General features: G+C 70.9%; 15 protein-coding genes. 9 read left to right on the top strand and 6 right to left on the bottom strand.

Annotated elements, in window-relative coordinates:
* Positions 1–69: 69 nt before the first annotated feature.
* From recR to HDA32_RS28135, 9 genes are all read left to right on the top strand, one after another.
* Positions 70–669, top strand: a complete 600-nt coding sequence (recR, locus tag HDA32_RS28175; RefSeq protein WP_179646028.1) for a recombination mediator RecR — start codon at positions 70–72, stop codon at positions 667–669.
* Between the two features lie 219 nt (positions 670–888).
* Positions 889–2,160 (top strand): aspartate kinase, encoded by a 1,272-nt coding sequence (locus tag HDA32_RS28170; RefSeq protein ID WP_179646027.1) that lies wholly within the window; start codon positions 889–891, stop codon positions 2,158–2,160.
* Positions 2,157–3,218 carry an aspartate-semialdehyde dehydrogenase gene (locus HDA32_RS28165; protein WP_179646026.1) on the top strand — a complete coding sequence of 354 codons (1,062 nt, stop codon included), beginning with the start codon at positions 2,157–2,159 and terminating at the stop codon, positions 3,216–3,218. The genes HDA32_RS28170 and HDA32_RS28165 overlap by 4 nt, the downstream gene beginning before the upstream one ends.
* Before the next feature lie 258 nt (positions 3,219–3,476).
* Positions 3,477–3,704, top strand: a complete 228-nt coding sequence (locus HDA32_RS28160; protein ID WP_179646025.1) for a hypothetical protein — start codon at positions 3,477–3,479, stop codon at positions 3,702–3,704.
* Positions 3,705–4,031: 327 nt separating this feature from the next.
* Positions 4,032–4,259, top strand: coding sequence for a hypothetical protein (locus tag HDA32_RS28155; RefSeq protein WP_179646024.1), 228 nt, complete (start codon positions 4,032–4,034; stop codon positions 4,257–4,259).
* A 332-nt stretch (positions 4,260–4,591) separates the two neighbouring features.
* Positions 4,592–4,819, top strand: a complete 228-nt coding sequence (locus HDA32_RS28150; RefSeq protein ID WP_179646023.1) for a hypothetical protein — start codon at positions 4,592–4,594, stop codon at positions 4,817–4,819.
* Positions 4,820–5,171: 352 nt separating this feature from the next.
* Positions 5,172–5,405 (top strand): hypothetical protein, encoded by a 234-nt coding sequence (locus tag HDA32_RS28145; RefSeq protein ID WP_179646022.1) that lies wholly within the window; start codon positions 5,172–5,174, stop codon positions 5,403–5,405.
* A gap of 335 nt (positions 5,406–5,740) precedes the next feature.
* Positions 5,741–5,971: a hypothetical protein gene (locus HDA32_RS28140; RefSeq protein ID WP_179646021.1), complete on the top strand. Its 231-nt coding sequence runs from the start codon at positions 5,741–5,743 to the stop codon at positions 5,969–5,971.
* A gap of 327 nt (positions 5,972–6,298) precedes the next feature.
* Positions 6,299–6,541: a hypothetical protein gene (locus HDA32_RS28135; protein ID WP_179646020.1), complete on the top strand. Its 243-nt coding sequence runs from the start codon at positions 6,299–6,301 to the stop codon at positions 6,539–6,541.
* A 158-nt stretch (positions 6,542–6,699) separates the two neighbouring features.
* On the opposite strand, the gene HDA32_RS28130 is transcribed toward HDA32_RS28135, so the two are convergent.
* From HDA32_RS28130 to HDA32_RS31180, 6 genes are all read right to left on the bottom strand, one after another.
* A complete protein-coding gene (locus tag HDA32_RS28130) occupies positions 6,700–7,455 on the bottom strand; it encodes a GntR family transcriptional regulator (RefSeq protein ID WP_179647011.1) in 756 nt (251 codons plus the stop codon).
* Positions 7,452–9,245 carry a S9 family peptidase gene (locus HDA32_RS28125; protein ID WP_179646019.1) on the bottom strand — a complete coding sequence of 598 codons (1,794 nt, stop codon included), beginning with the start codon at positions 9,243–9,245 and terminating at the stop codon, positions 7,452–7,454. Before HDA32_RS28125 ends, HDA32_RS28130 begins: the two co-directional genes overlap by 4 nt.
* 458 nt (positions 9,246–9,703) lie before the next feature.
* Positions 9,704–9,928: a hypothetical protein gene (locus HDA32_RS28120; protein WP_179646018.1), complete on the bottom strand. Its 225-nt coding sequence runs from the start codon at positions 9,926–9,928 to the stop codon at positions 9,704–9,706.
* A gap of 83 nt (positions 9,929–10,011) precedes the next feature.
* The gene (locus HDA32_RS28115) at positions 10,012–12,066 is read right to left on the bottom strand and encodes a SpoIIE family protein phosphatase (RefSeq protein WP_246334513.1); all 2,055 of its coding nucleotides are present in this window, start codon (positions 12,064–12,066) and stop codon (positions 10,012–10,014) included.
* Positions 12,067–12,210: 144 nt separating this feature from the next.
* Complete coding sequence (locus HDA32_RS28110; RefSeq protein ID WP_246334511.1) at positions 12,211–12,420, bottom strand: hypothetical protein; 210 nt, start codon at positions 12,418–12,420, stop codon at positions 12,211–12,213.
* Positions 12,421–13,400: 980 nt separating this feature from the next.
* Positions 13,401–13,973: a DUF2034 domain-containing protein gene (locus HDA32_RS31180; RefSeq protein ID WP_179646016.1), complete on the bottom strand. Its 573-nt coding sequence runs from the start codon at positions 13,971–13,973 to the stop codon at positions 13,401–13,403.
* Positions 13,974–14,030 lie beyond the last annotated feature (57 nt).

Genomic DNA, 14,030 nt, shown 5'->3' with positions numbered 1-14,030 from the left:
GGATTCGCGGGACCCCTCCCACCTCCATTACCTTGGAAACGACGCGAGTGAGTGAGTGGGTAGACGACGATGTACGAGGGCGCGGTCCAGAATCTGATCGACGAGTTGGGGCGGTTGCCCGGCGTCGGTCCGAAAAGCGCGCAACGCATCGCCTTCCACCTGCTCGCGGCGGAGACGGCCGACGTCAAGCGGCTGGTGAACGCGCTCGTCGAGGTCAAGGAGCGCGTCCGGTTCTGCACCGTCTGCGGCAACGTCGCCGAGGACAGCGAGTGCCGGATCTGCCGCGATCCCCGCCGCGACGCCGCGGTGATCTGCGTGGTCGAGGAACCCAAGGACGTCGTGGCGATCGAGCGGACACGCGAGTTCCGCGGCCGCTACCACGTCCTGGGCGGCGCCATCAGCCCCATCGAGGGCGTCGGCCCCGACGACCTGCGCGTCAAGGAACTCATGACGCGACTGTCCGACGGCCAGATCACCGAGCTGATCTTGGCCACCGATCCCAACCTGGAGGGCGAGGCCACCGCCACCTACCTGGCGCGCCTGGTCAAACCCATGGGCCTGAAAGTCACCCGCCTGGCCAGCGGGCTGCCCGTCGGCGGCGACCTCGAGTACGCCGACGAGGTCACGCTGGGCCGGGCGTTCGAGGGCCGGCGCAGTCTGGAGTTCTAGTCCGCCTCCCGGTGCGCGCCGCCGCCGCGAACAGCGGATCCGCGCGGCGCCGTTCCGTGAGCTAGCAGGCCGATTTACGGCAATCGCGCGTATTCGTCCCTTCAGGGGGTAAACCCTCGCGCCGGTGGCCTTGTCGCAGGTGACAAGGGTGCCGAAGAAATACGATCGCTACACTTGACGGTTGATTACCTTGATCCCAACTCCTCAGGAGCGCCGACCGTGGCTCTAATCGTGCAGAAGTACGGTGGGTCTTCCGTGGCTGACGCGGAAGCCATCAAGCGGGTAGCCCAGCGGATCGTCGCCCAGAAAAAAGCGGGATATGACGTCGTCGTCGTGGTCTCGGCCATGGGCGACACCACCGACGAACTCCTCGATCTCGCGGAGCAGATCACGCCGCTGCCTCCGGGCCGCGAGCTCGACATGCTGCTGACCGCCGGTGAGCGCATGTCCATGGCGCTGGTCGCCATGGCCATCGGGAACCTGGGCTACGAGGCCCGTTCCTTCACGGGCTCGCAGGCCGGCGTCATCACGACGTCCCTGCACGGCAACGCCAAGATCATCGATGTCACGCCAGGCCGTATCCAGGAGGCCCTCGACGAAGGCTCCATCTGCATCGTCGCCGGGTTCCAGGGGGTGTCGCAGGACAGCAAGGACATCACCACGCTGGGCCGCGGCGGGTCCGACACCACCGCGGTCGCGCTCGCGGCGGCGCTGAACGCCGACGCGTGCGAGATCTACAGCGACGTCGACGGCGTCTTCACCGCCGACCCGCGCATCGTGCCGAGCGCCCGGCGCATCCCCAAGATCTCTTATGAGGAGATGCTGGAGATGGCCGCGAGCGGCACCAAGATCCTGCACCTGCGCTGCGTGGAGTACGCACGGCGATACGGCATGCCGCTGCACGTCCGCTCGTCGTTCAGTCAGAAGCCCGGTACCTGGGTCGTCTCGGAAGTTGAGGAAAGCGAAGGCATGGAACAACCGATCATCTCCGGCGTCGCGCACGACCGGACGGAGGCCAAGATCACGGTCGTCGGCGTTCCCGACCGTGTCGGTGAGGCCGCGGCGATCTTCAAGACCCTCGCCGACGCCGAGATCAACATCGACATGATCGTGCAGAACGTGTCGGCCGCCTCCACGGCGCGCACCGACATCTCCTTCACGCTCCCCGCCGACTCCGGGCAGACCGCGCTGTCGGCGCTGAAGAAGGTCCAGGACAAGGTCGGCTTCGAGTCGCTGCGCTACGACGACCAGATCGGCAAGGTCTCCCTGGTGGGCGCCGGAATGCGGTCCTACCCGGGCGTCACCGCGCGCTTCTTCGACTCCATCGCCGGCGCCGGCATCAACATCGAGATGATCTCCACCTCGGAGATCCGCATCTCGGTGATCGTCGGTCAGGACGACGTCGACGCGGCCGTCGCCGCGGCGCACACCGAATTCGCGCTCGACGCCGAGCAGGTAGAGGCCGTCGTTTACGGAGGTACCGGCCGATGAGCAACCGTCTTCCCACCCTCGCCGTCGTCGGCGCCACCGGCGCCGTCGGCACCGTCATGCTGGACATCCTCTCCACCCGCGAGAACGTGTGGGGCGAGATCCGGCTGGTCGCCTCGCCGCGTTCGGCCGGCAAGCGCCTCACCGTGCGCGGTGAGGAGGTCGAGGTCCAGGCGCTGGCCCCGGAGGTCTTCGACGGCGTCGACGTCGCGATGTTCGACGTCCCCGACGAGGTCTCCAAGGAGTGGGCGCCCATCGCGGCCGCCCGCGGCGCGGTGGCCGTCGACAACTCCGGCGCGTTCCGGATGGACCCCGACGTCCCGCTCGTGGTGCCCGAGGTCAACGCGGAGCAGACCCGCAACCGGCCGCGCGGCATCATCAGCAACCCCAACTGCACCACGCTGTCGATGATCGTCGCCATCGGCGCGCTGCACCGGGCCTACGGCCTCGACCAGCTCGTCGTCTCCTCCTACCAGGCGGCCTCGGGCGCCGGCCAGGAGGGCGTCGACACGCTGCACGACCAGATCGAGAAGGCCGCCACCGACCGCACGCTGGGCAGCCGCGCCGGTGACGTCCGCGCGGCGGTGGGCGAGCTCGGCCCGTTCCCCGCCCCGCTGGCGATGAACGTCGTGCCGTGGGCCGGTTCGCTGAAGGACGACGGCTGGTCCTCGGAGGAGCTGAAGGTCCGCAACGAGTCCCGCAAGATCCTCGGCCTGTCCGACCTGAAGGTGTCGGCCACCTGCGTGCGCGTCCCGGTGATCACCACCCACGCGCTCGCCGTGCACGCCACCTTCGAGCGGGACGTCGACGCCGGCGCCGCCCGCGAGCTGCTGGCTTCGGCGCCCGGCGTGGTCGTGCAGGACGACCCGGCAAAGGCGGAGTTCCCGACCCCGGCCGACGTGGTCGGCACCGACCCGACCTGGGTCGGCCGCATCCGCCGCTCGATCGACGACCCCAGGTCGCTCGACCTGTTCCTGTGCGGTGACAACCTGCGCAAGGGCGCGGCGCTGAACACCGCCCAGATCGCCGAGGTCGTGGCCCGGGAGTTCACCCGCGACTAAAAGGGGCGACCGGGCCCGCCACGCCCGGTGGGCCCGGTGACGAGAACCGCGAGGGGCGGGGACGCGCTGCGTCCCCGCCCCTTTCGCGCGCCGCAAGGCCATTGCCGTCCCCACGGGCGGGCAAAGCTACGGTATTTCGCCGAGCTGCGGGTTTTTTTCTGGCCCATGCCGGTTATGGTTACTTTCGGTCACTATCCGAACACGCGGAGTGGGGGGAGGTGGCCTGTCCTGAACGAAGCACGAGGAAAGGTGAACCACATGCGTATCGCCAAGAAGGTTGCCGCTGTCGGTCTGGTCACGGGCGCGATGATGACGTTCGGCGCGGGCGCCGCCCTCGCCAAGGGCGGTGACGAGATCACCAACACCAACACCAGCGTGGGTCAGTCCTGCACCGCCAACCAGGGCCTCGGCCTGGGGATCGCCGCGGGCATCCTGGGTCAGGGTCAGGCCAACCCGGCCTCCACCTGCGGCAACAGCAACGGCTAAGAGCGCCGCTGCACGTTCGATCGCCGGGTCGGGCGGGTGCGGGGCGGCGAACCGACCGCATCCGCACGGCCGGTGGAAGCCGCGGGCGCCGCGAGGGTCGAGGAGACCCTCGCGGCGCCGTCGTGTGTACGGGGGCAAGGCGCCGTGCGCGCACCCGCCGGCCTTTCGATCCTTGCCGCCTCTGTGACCGGCAAAGATACGGTATTTCGCCGAGCTGTGAGGTTTTCGTCCGACCCGTACTGGCTATTGTTACTTTCGGTCGCTATGCCAATACATAGAGTGAGGTAAGTGGCCTGTCCGAAAGAAGTACGAAGAGAGGGAGAACACATGCGTTTCGCCAAGAAGGTCGCTGCTGTCGGTCTGGTCACGGGCGCGATGATGACGTTCGGCGCGGGCGCCGCCTTCGCCGGTGGTGGTGACGAGATCAGCAACACCAACACCAGCGTGTCCCAGTCCTGCGCGGCCAACCAGGGCCTCGGCGTGGGCGTCGCCCTGGGTCTGCTGGGTCAGGGTCAGGCCAACCCGACCGCCACGTGCGGCAACAGCAACGGCTAAGAGCGCCGTCGCGCTTCTGACCGCCGTGCCGTGCGGGTGCGGGGTGGCGAACCGATCGCATCTGCGCGGGCCGGTACGGCCGCGGGCGCCGCGAGGGTCGAGGAGACTCTCGCGGCGCCGTCGTGTGTGCGAGCCGAAAGTGCGTGGGCCCACCACCTCCCGGGGGCGGACGGGCATCGCCGTATCCGCGAGTGGCAAAGATACGGTATTTCGCCGAGCTGCGGGTTTTTGGCCGACCCAAGTTGGTTATGGTTACTTTCGGTCACTATCCGAACACGTGGAGTGGGGGGAGGTGGCCTGTCCTGAACGAAGCACGAGGAAAGGTGAACCACATGCGTATCGCCAAGAAGGTTGCCGCTGTCGGTCTGGTCACGGGCGCGATGATGACGTTCGGCGCGGGCGCCGCCCTCGCCAAGGGCGGTGACGAGATCACCAACACCAACACCAGCGTGGGTCAGTCCTGTGTCGCCAACCAGGGCCTCGGCGCGGGCGTCGCCCTGGGCATCCTGGGCCAGGCCGAGGCCAACCCGAGCGCCGGCTGCTCCAACGCCAACGGCTAAGAGCGCCGCTGCACGCTCGACCGCCGGGTCGGGCGGACCGCTGAGTCGCCGAACCGATCGCGTTCGCCGACCGGTGATGTCCTAGGCGCCGCGGGGATCTCCTCGATCCTCGCGGCGTCGTCGTGTGCGCGGAACGACGGTGCGGGGCCGCGCCGCAGGTTGATTCGTCGCTTTCCCGGCTTTTGGGTGCCGGAAAGGAATGGGAACCCCTGGAAACGGCAAAGAGACGGCATTTCGCCGGTCCGCGGACCCCCAGCCGTACCGCGCCGATTACCGTTGCCCGCGGTCACCATTTGACAACCAGGAGTGGTGACGGTCTGTCCTGAACAACGCGAGAAGAAAGGCAAGACGCATGCGTTTCGCCAAGAAGGTCGCTGCTGTCGGTCTGGTCACGGGCGCGGTGATGGCGTTCGGCTCGGGCACCGCGTTCGCCGACGAGAAGGGGGACGGCGAGCCCATCACCAACACCAACACCAGCGTGTCCCAGTCCTGTGTCGCCAACCAGGGCCTCGGCGCGGGCGTCGCCGTGGGGCTGCTGGGCCAGGGCGAGGCCGACACGGGCGCCGGCTGCGGCAACGCCACCTGAGCCCTGCGAGCTTGACCGTCCGGCCGGGCGGGTCCGGACCACCGGTCTGACCGCCTGCACCGGTCGGCGGCGTCGCGGGCGCCGCGAGGGTCTTTCGACTCTTGCGGCGCCTTTTGCGTGTTCCGGGACCGTACTGTACTGAATCGCCGCTTTCCCGGCTTTTGGGCGCCGGAAGGGAATCACCACCCCTGGAAGCGGCAAAGACATGGCATTTCGCCGGTCTGCGGGTTTTCATCTGACCCGTGCCGGTTATTGTTACTCTCGGTCACTATCCGAACACGCGAAGTGGGGGGAGGTGACCTGTCCTGAACGATGTACGAGGAGAGGTAAGACGCATGCGTTTCGCCAAGAAGGTCGCTGCTGTCGGTCTGGTCACGGGCGCGATGATGACGTTCGGCGCCGGCACCGCCTTCGCCGATGGTGAGGGTGACATCATCACCAACACCAACACCAGCGTGTCCCAGTCCTGCGTGGCCAACCAGGGCCTCGGCCTGGGTCTCGCCGTGGGCCTCCTGGGCCAGGCCTCCGCCAACCCGACCGCCGCGTGCGGCAACAGCAACGGCTAAGAGCGCCGTCGCGCGCTTGACCGCCGTGCCGTGCGGGTGTGAGTCGCCGAACTGATCGCACCCGCCGGCCGGTGGCACCGCAGGCGTCGCGGGAGTCCCGAGCTCCCGCGGCGCCGTTTTCGTGCTGCGGGGCGGTGTGGTGGGCAGACCCGGCCCCTTCCCCGGAAGGGAATCGTCGCCCCACGAGGCGGCAAAGACACGGCATTTCGCCGATCCGCGGGTTTTGGTGGAACCCGTGTCGGTTATCGTTACTCTCGGTCACTATCCAACACGAAGAGTGGGGGGAGGTGGCCTGTTCTGAACGATGCACGAGGAGAGGCAAGACATATGCGTTTCGCCAAGAAGGTTGCCGCCATCGGTCTGGTCACGGGCGCGATGATGGCGTTCGGCTCGGGCACCGCCTTCGCCGACAAGAAGAAGGACGAAGGCGACACCATCACCAACAACAACAGCAGCGTGTCCCAGTCCTGCGCGTCCAACCAGGGCCTCGGCCTCGGTATCGCGATCGGCATCCTGGGCCAGGCCGAGTCCAACACGACCTCCGGCTGCGCCAACACCAACGGCGGCTGAGAGCGCGGTCGCGTTTGACCGCCGTGCCGTGCGGGTGTGAGTCGCCGAACTGATCGCACCCGCCGGCCGGTGGCACCGCAGGCGCCGCGGGAGTCCCGAGCTCCCACGGCGCCGTTTTCATGCGTGCGGGCCGCTGTGCGCGCGGACCCGCACGCGGGTCAGCGGTGCGGGTCCGGCCGGGGGCCGCCCCCGGCCGGCGTCCGCGCCAGACTCAGCCGGTAGGACAGCCGGCAGCGCTCGACCACGGCCACCAGGTCCGACGTCTCCACCGGACGCTGCCCGCTGTAGTGCGTCCGCTCCACCACCAGCACCGGCGCCCCCGGGGCGAGCCGCAGCAGTACGGCCTCCGGCTCGGTCAGGGGGAGCACCGCCACCTCCTCCACGACGCGGTCGATGACCACCCCGGCGGCGGCGAGCCGCTCCAGCACGCCCGTCTCCGCATCGGCGTCACCGGGCGCGCGGGTGGTGTTGTGGGTGAGCACCGCGGGCTCCCACGAGGTGTGCACCGCGACCGGCGCGCCCCCGGCCGTGCCGACGCACCGGGTGCGGTACAGCGGCTCCCCCTCCCCGATCCCCAGCCGCTCCGCCATCCGGTCGCACGCCGGACGCGTGATCGTGTCGCGGTCCTCGCCCGCCAGCGGCCGCAGGAGGGACCCCGAGAAGCGGTCGGTGCGCGCGAACCGGTAGGACTCCGGCACCTCGCGCACGTAGTACCCGGAGCCCGGACGGCTCTCCACCAGCCCCTCGGCGATGAGCAGCCGCAGGGCGTTGCGCGACACCTGCTCGCTGACCTCGTGGCGCCGGGCGAGCTGGGCTCGGGAGGGCAGGCGGGCGCCCGGGGGCAGCGCGCCGTCGAGGATGGGGACGCGCAGGGCGTCGGCTACCCGGAGGTAGCGTGGCCGGCCCACGGTCAGGTGTGCCCTGAGCGCGTTCCCTCCGTGCGCAGGCCGGTGCTTCTGAGCGCGAAGTCCAGCTCGGCCGCCATGTGCCGGATGCGCTCCTCGACGACGAACGAGCCGTGCCCGGCGTCGAACCGGTGGACCTCGTGCGGCCTGCCGAGCTCGGCGAGCCGGGCGATGTAGTTGTCGATCTGCCGGATCGGGCACCGGGGGTCGTTCTCACCGGCCAGGACCAGCACCGGGGCGGTGACGTCGGCGGCGTAGGTGATGGGGGAGGAGGCGCGGTACAGGTCGGGCACGTCCTGCGGCGACCCCCCGAACAGGGAGCGGTCGAACGCGCGCAGGGCCTCCATCTCGTCCTCGTAGGCCGCGACGTAGTCGGCGATCGGGACGGCGGCGATGCCGGCGCTCCAGTCGCCGGGGTGGCGGCCGATGCCCAGCAGGGCCAGGTAACCGCCCCACGACCCGCCTTCGAGGACCATCCGGTCGGGGTCGGAGAGCCCGGAGCCCACGGCCCAGTCGCGCACCGCCTTGATGTCCTCCAGCTCGGTCAGGCCGACCCGGCCCTCCAGCGCGTCGCGCCAGGCGCTGCCGTAGCCGGTGGAGCCGCGGTAGTTGACCCGCACCACGGCGAAGCCGTGGTCGACCCATGCGGCGACGTCGGGTGCGAAGGAGTCGAAGTCCTGCGCCTGCGGGCCGCCGTGCACGATGAACACGGTCGGGTGGGGGGCCGCACCCTCCTCCGGCAGCGAGACCAGCGCGTGGATGTCGCCGCCGGGGCCCGCCACGGTCACGTCCCGCACCGGAACCGACGCCGGGGCCTCGGGACCGGGCGGCGCCAGCACGACCGCACCGGTGGTGCTGCGGATCACCGGCGGCCGGGCGGAGCTGGACCAGGAGTACTCGACGGTGCCGTCGGGCCGGGCGGCCGCCGCGGAGACCAGCCCGCGCGGGACGTCCAGCGAGACGAGCTCACCGGTGTCGAGGTCGTAGCGGTGCAGTTGGGAGCGGGCCTGGTGGTCCTGCGAGATCAGCAGCGAGCGGCCGTCGAGGTACCACCCGGCGAGCAGGTCGCCGGGCAGGTCGATCGCGATCTCCCGCTCGATCCCGGCGACGGCGTCCCAGATGAGCGGTTCGAGCCTGCCGCGCCGCTCGTGCAGGACGAGCAGCCGGTGGTCGTCGGGTGCGAAGCCGACCGGGGTGAGGTCCCGGTGCGGGCCGTCCCACAGGTCGGCGACGGCCTCGGCGGTCCCGGCGGCGCCGAGGCGGAGCACGCGCACGGCCATGTGCCGGCTGTCGCCGTGCTCGCTGTGCCCGATGGCGAACAGCGACTCGTCCCGGGAGAGGTCGGCGAGGTAGCCCTCCTGGCGGTGGGCGTAGAGGGTCTGCGGCTGGGCTCCGGGCCTGCTCAGGTGCACGCTGAACCCGTCATCGGTGGACCGGCCGACCAGCGCGGCGCCGGAGGCCCCGAGCGCGAGGCCGCCCGCGTAGGAAGGGGCCAGGCCGGGGGCCGCGGTCTCGTCGGGGCCGCCGGTGAACGGCTGCCGGCGCCAGACGCCGAACTCGTCGCCGTCGGTGTCGTCGAACCACCACGCCCACGTTCCGGTCGGGTCGATCACCCCGGACATGGTGCCCTGGTGCCGCTTGGTCACCTGGCGCTGCTCACCCGTGGTGCGGTCCCAGGCGTAGATCTCCCAGGTGCCGCTCGCGTTGCTGCGGAACAGCCCGCGGTCGGGAGCCTCCCTGGCCGATGACGGGAGACTGATCCTGGCCGCACGGAACCGGTCCTGCCAACGCTCGCCCATGATCTCCAGTAAATCAACGCCGTGCCTCTGAGGAGGAGGAACGCGGAGTCGGGTTGACCACTCCGAGACGGCCGGGGAACGAAACCCCTGTTCAGAGCGGTGTGCCGGGGCGGCGGTGCGTCCAGGGGTCAGGTGAATGTCACCTTTGCGCGGCACAATGACCGGTATGCCGACTGATACACCGATGTCGCTCGCCGATCTCCTCGACCGCGTGAAGCGGACCCGTCGCCTCGGGCGCGCACCGACACCGCGGTTTCGGCCTGGCACGCACGGTGGCGGCGTGGGCGGCGCGGCGCCGGGGCGATCCCTGCCAAGGGCCTGCGGCCACACGAGAGGATCGCCCGGTCACCGCGGATCCCTCCTGGGGCTGAGCTTCAAAACCCCCGGTGATCGAGGTTGAATCTCAAGGTCAAGATCGCCGGAAGCACGCCAGGCCGAACCGGTCGCCGCTGGGCCCGCTAGGTCATGCGTTCGACGCGGGCGGCGTCGTGGTCGCCCTCCTTGCTCCACTCGCCGATGCGGCGGTAGCCGGCGGCGTCCAGGGTGGAGTCGCGGTCGCCGCCCATCGACACCTCGTGCGCGTCGTCGAACTGGTGGTGGCTCTGGGCGCTCTGCGGGTCGACGGCGATGATCCGGATCCTGTCGCCGAAGTCGTGGGCGACGTGGGTTGCGGCGGTGTCCATGGTGTCCCCCCGGACGGTGCGCGATCCTCCTGCTTGCGGCCATCGGGCAGCTACCTCCCGCCGTCCAGCGCAAACCACCGCGCTCACGCCGGGGCCGCTGAGGGCAGTCGCAGCGCGATCATCGCGATGTCGTCGCGCCCGGTCTTGGGCAGTCCGGCCAGCAGCTCGTCGCAGAACGTCTCCAGTGGCTCGCGGGCGAGCGACTCGGCGTGCCGGCGCAGCCGGAGCAGGCCCTCGTCGAGGTGCTCGCCCGGGTGCTCGACCAGACCGTCGGTGTAGAGCAGCAGCGTGCCGTCCGGCGGGAGCGGCTCGACGGCACTGCTGCGCGGGTGGTCGGAGACCAGGCCGAGGAGCGGCTCGGACGGCTCCGTGAGGAAGCGGCCGCCGTCACCGGTGACCAGCAGCGGCGGCGGATGCCCGGCGATGGTGTAGTTCAGTTCCCACCCGCCGTCGCCGGTGCCTTCGACGCGCGCCAGGACGCAGGTCGCGGTGCCCTCGTACTCGTGCAGGGCCGCCAGGGCGACGTCCAGGCGCCGCAGGATCTCCCCCGGGGGCTCCTCCCGGTCGACGGCCAGTCCCCGCAGCATGTTGCGCAACTGGCCCATGGTGACGGCGGCGGACAGGTCGTGCCCCGCCACGTCCCCGATGACCAGCGCGGTCGCGCCGTCGTGCAGCACGAAGGAGTCGTACCAGTCCCCGCCGACCTCGGCTGCGGCGGCGGAGCTCGGCCGGTAGCGGGCGGCGATCCGCAGGCCCGGGACATCGGGCGGCTCCGAGAGCAGGCTGCGCTGCAGGGCCAGCGCCACGCTCTGCGTGCGCTGGAACTCCATGATGTGGCTGAGGGGGACGCGCACCCGGTCGAACATCCGCTCCAGCAGGATCACGTCGTCGCCGTTGAACGGGGTGCGCCCGCCGCACGCTGCGGCGGCCACCACCGCGGCCACGGCGCCGTCGACGACGACCGGCAGGATGATCATGCTGTTGGCCTCGGCCTCGGCCAGCCATCGCCCGCTGCCGGTGGGGGCGAACCCCGGTGGCGGAACCCCGGGAGGGAACGAGCTGCGGACGGGGGAGCGCCGCCGCACCGCGCTGGCGAACGCGCTGTCGGGGGAGAAGTGCTCCTCGCGGCGCGGAGGCACCTCCGGCAGCCCGTCCCGCGCCGCCCCCGCGACGCGCTCGGCGACGAGTAGGCCCTCGACGGGCCGCTCCACGGGCTCGGGGAGCAGGTAGACGCCGCACCCGTCGGCCAGCGCCGGCACGATCACCCGGGCCAGCGCCGAGAACATCTCGTCCAGGCGCATGGCGTCGGCCGTGGCGGCGGCGGCCCGGCCGAGCAGATCCCTGCGACGGCGCTCCTGCCACTGCTCCTCGATGTCGTTGGCGATTCCCACCCACTCCACCACGGAGTCGTCTTCGAGCACCGGCGCGGCGCGGACGTAGAGGTGCCGGAATGCGCCGTCCACCGTGCGTATCCGGTAGGTGTGCTCGAACAGCGGGGACACCTCCCCGGTCGCCAGGGCCCAGGCCCGCGCGACCGGATCACGGTCGTCGGGGTGGACGGCGTTCATCCACCCGAACCCGCGGGCCTCCTCCCACGCCTGCCCGGTCATCTCCTCCCAGCCCGGACCCGCTTCGACGATGGCGCCGCCGGCGTCGGCCACCCACACCACCTGGGTGCCCGCCCGCACCAGGCTCTGGTACCGCTGGAGCGCACGCCGCCGCTCCTCGGAGATCAGGCGGACCCGCTGCACGGCGTCGACCTGCTCGGTGACCTCCACGGCCACCACCAGCACCCCGCGTTCGCCGCCGAGGGAGACCGCCGAGAGGCTGAAGTTGAAGAAGCGCTTCGGTGCGGCACCGCCGAGGCCGTCCACGTCCACGGGCTCCTCGGTGAGGCGGACGGCCTCTCCCGTCTCCACCACCTGGTCGAACAGCGCCAGGTGCTCCTGCGGGATGAGGTCGGAGAAGACCGTGCGCACGGGCCTCCCCAGCGGCCGTTCACCGAAGATCGACCGGTAGAGGGAGTTCGTGTACACCAGCCGGTGCTCCGGGCCGACGGTGACCAGGACCCCGACCGGCACCGGGTCGAACACCTCCAACGCCAGACCGCTGGCCCGGTTCTCGCGGGCATCCATCATCGCGCCCCCCAGGCGATTGGTCCGTGCACGTCAACGCGGTCGTCGAGTACGCGCCGCCCTGACTGGTCCGTATGCCCGGAACAGGGGGACCTATGCCGACGCCCGCGGGGTGCGCGGAGCGCGCTCCGCGCACCCCGCGGGCGCTCAGGCGTTGACGCGCACGGCCTGGAACACCTCGATCCTCCGGCCGTCCTCTTCGGCGGTCCGGCCGGTGGCCTCGAAGTCGACCGAGACGTCGTCCCGCCGGTAGCGGTACGCGCCGCGGGGGTCCGCCACCTCGGCGACCGTGCCGTCGAGGTCGCGCACCACGTCGAAGGCGGGGTCGGCGGGGACGGACAGCTTGATGCTCTTCATGTCCGGCTGGAGGATTGACAAGGGTCACCTCTCGGCTGAGGGCTGGTCTTCGGCTGCCGTCCGGCGCCGATCACGGATCCGTGTCCGGGGCGGCATGCCCAATGTAGGGCTCGTGCGCCCTCCACGCGGACGTATTGGGACGGGGTGTCCCCGATACCGGACGAAGCGGCTGTGAACTGCGGTTTCAGTGGTCGGAAAACCGGGACGAAAAAAACTCGGCACGCATGTTTTCCACCGATCTCATGGGTAGTGGCAGGGCCAACGGCAAAGACGGCGCTGGTGTGGACGGGGGTCACCCAGGACGACGCCGTCGGCTCGCGGCCCCGATCGGGGGATCTTGGGGCAGGGAAGATGCTGGGGGGCTCTCTTCCCGGGCGAGCGGCCGTGTGCGGGGCCCGCGAGGGCGCGCGGCGAGCAGCCGTGCGCCCGCGGGCCCCGCAGGTCTGTGCACGGACCGGATCCCGGTTGCTCTTCGGCGCGGTCGGCCCTGATGGCCCGGGGACGGACCGGCGGAACCGACCGCGATCGCGTTCCCGCTCGTTCCCGCGGAGTGCGGATGACGAACCGGGGTGGCCGGCCCTGGCCATATCGGGGGAAATGCCAGGGCCGGCCGAGCGGGGCGCAGGACCCGCGCGCCGGTAGGGAGGCCCCGCCCTCGTACGGCGGTGCGAAGGGGGAAGATTCGCACCGGCCACGTGCACGAACCTACAAACTCCACCGGGATTTGACCACTTTTTCGTCACATTCGACCCAATATGACTAGGCGAATAGTTAAAACGAGCGGTGTGCGCCCAGGGAGATCAGGGCCTATAGGCACTGGTTCGTGCGTTCGCCCCGTGCCCGGCGGCCCCTCATCGGGTTGTGGCCGCTGCGTTCGCGGGGCGAGGCGGGACTTTCAGGGCCCGGGTCCGCTGTGCCGCCGAAGGTCTGCACGCACCGCGACAGCCGACCCCTGTGCGAACCCGATCGTCGAACACCGGTCAGGCCGCCGGCTCCGATCCGGCGAGATCGGGGCGCCACCTCCCGGCCGCCCACAGCGCGAGCCCTTCGCGGTCCACCAGCAGGATGCCGTCGGCGGCGGCCCGCGCGGCGGAGGTGTAGCCGTGGGAGGCCACGAAGACGCCGACGCGGCCGCGGTGGGTGACGTGCAGGACCCCCTGGAACTCCCGGACCGCGCCGGGCCGGACGGGGGTGCTGTGCAGCTTGCACTGGACCACGAACGGGCGGCCGCCCGGGGCCGCGCCGGTGATGTCGATTCCGCCGTCGCCGGCGCCGCCGACCACCGTGACCCTTCGGCAGCCGTCGCGCCTGAGCAGTTCGGCCACGTAGTGCTCGAAGGCGCGCCCGGTGAGGCCGTCGATGTAGGACAGGTCGGCGTTGCGGGCGAGGAACTCGCGCCGGCGCCCGGCTCGCAGCCGCTGGAACAGCCACAGCACGGCCGCGATGCCGACCACCGCCGGCAGGGCCGCGCCGGTGACCCACAGCCAGGGGTGCTCCGCGCGCGCCGTGACCCACTGCCAGAGCACTCCGCCGATGAGGAGCGCCGCGAGCACGGCTCCGGCTCCCGGCCGCCGACCCCGGCGCCTGGTACGCGAACGCCCCACGAAGGC

It is taken from the genome of Spinactinospora alkalitolerans (assembly GCF_013408795.1).
GTDB lineage: Bacteria > Actinomycetota > Actinomycetes > Streptosporangiales > Streptosporangiaceae > Spinactinospora > Spinactinospora alkalitolerans.
The sequence above is the reverse complement of the archived record's forward strand: the minus strand, read 5'-3'. Positions and strand labels throughout refer to the sequence as shown.

What these genes read in the sequence shown, in the direction of transcription:
- recR (WP_179646028.1), top strand. Translation starts at nt 70, where the DNA reads ATGTACGAGGGCGCGGTCCAGAATCTGATCGACGAGTTGGGGCGGTTG.
- HDA32_RS28165 (WP_179646026.1), top strand. Translation starts at nt 2,157, where the DNA reads ATGAGCAACCGTCTTCCCACCCTCGCCGTCGTCGGCGCCACCGGCGCC.
- HDA32_RS28160 (WP_179646025.1), top strand. Translation starts at nt 3,477, where the DNA reads ATGCGTATCGCCAAGAAGGTTGCCGCTGTCGGTCTGGTCACGGGCGCG.
- HDA32_RS28155 (WP_179646024.1), top strand. Translation starts at nt 4,032, where the DNA reads ATGCGTTTCGCCAAGAAGGTCGCTGCTGTCGGTCTGGTCACGGGCGCG.
- HDA32_RS28150 (WP_179646023.1), top strand. Translation starts at nt 4,592, where the DNA reads ATGCGTATCGCCAAGAAGGTTGCCGCTGTCGGTCTGGTCACGGGCGCG.
- HDA32_RS28145 (WP_179646022.1), top strand. Translation starts at nt 5,172, where the DNA reads ATGCGTTTCGCCAAGAAGGTCGCTGCTGTCGGTCTGGTCACGGGCGCG.
- HDA32_RS28140 (WP_179646021.1), top strand. Translation starts at nt 5,741, where the DNA reads ATGCGTTTCGCCAAGAAGGTCGCTGCTGTCGGTCTGGTCACGGGCGCG.
- HDA32_RS28135 (WP_179646020.1), top strand. Translation starts at nt 6,299, where the DNA reads ATGCGTTTCGCCAAGAAGGTTGCCGCCATCGGTCTGGTCACGGGCGCG.
- HDA32_RS28125 (WP_179646019.1), bottom strand. Translation starts at nt 9,245, where the DNA reads ATGGGCGAGCGTTGGCAGGACCGGTTCCGTGCGGCCAGGATCAGTCTC.
- HDA32_RS28120 (WP_179646018.1), bottom strand. Translation starts at nt 9,928, where the DNA reads ATGGACACCGCCGCAACCCACGTCGCCCACGACTTCGGCGACAGGATC.
- HDA32_RS28115 (WP_246334513.1), bottom strand. Translation starts at nt 12,066, where the DNA reads ATGATGGATGCCCGCGAGAACCGGGCCAGCGGTCTGGCGTTGGAGGTG.
- HDA32_RS28110 (WP_246334511.1), bottom strand. Translation starts at nt 12,420, where the DNA reads ATGAAGAGCATCAAGCTGTCCGTCCCCGCCGACCCCGCCTTCGACGTG.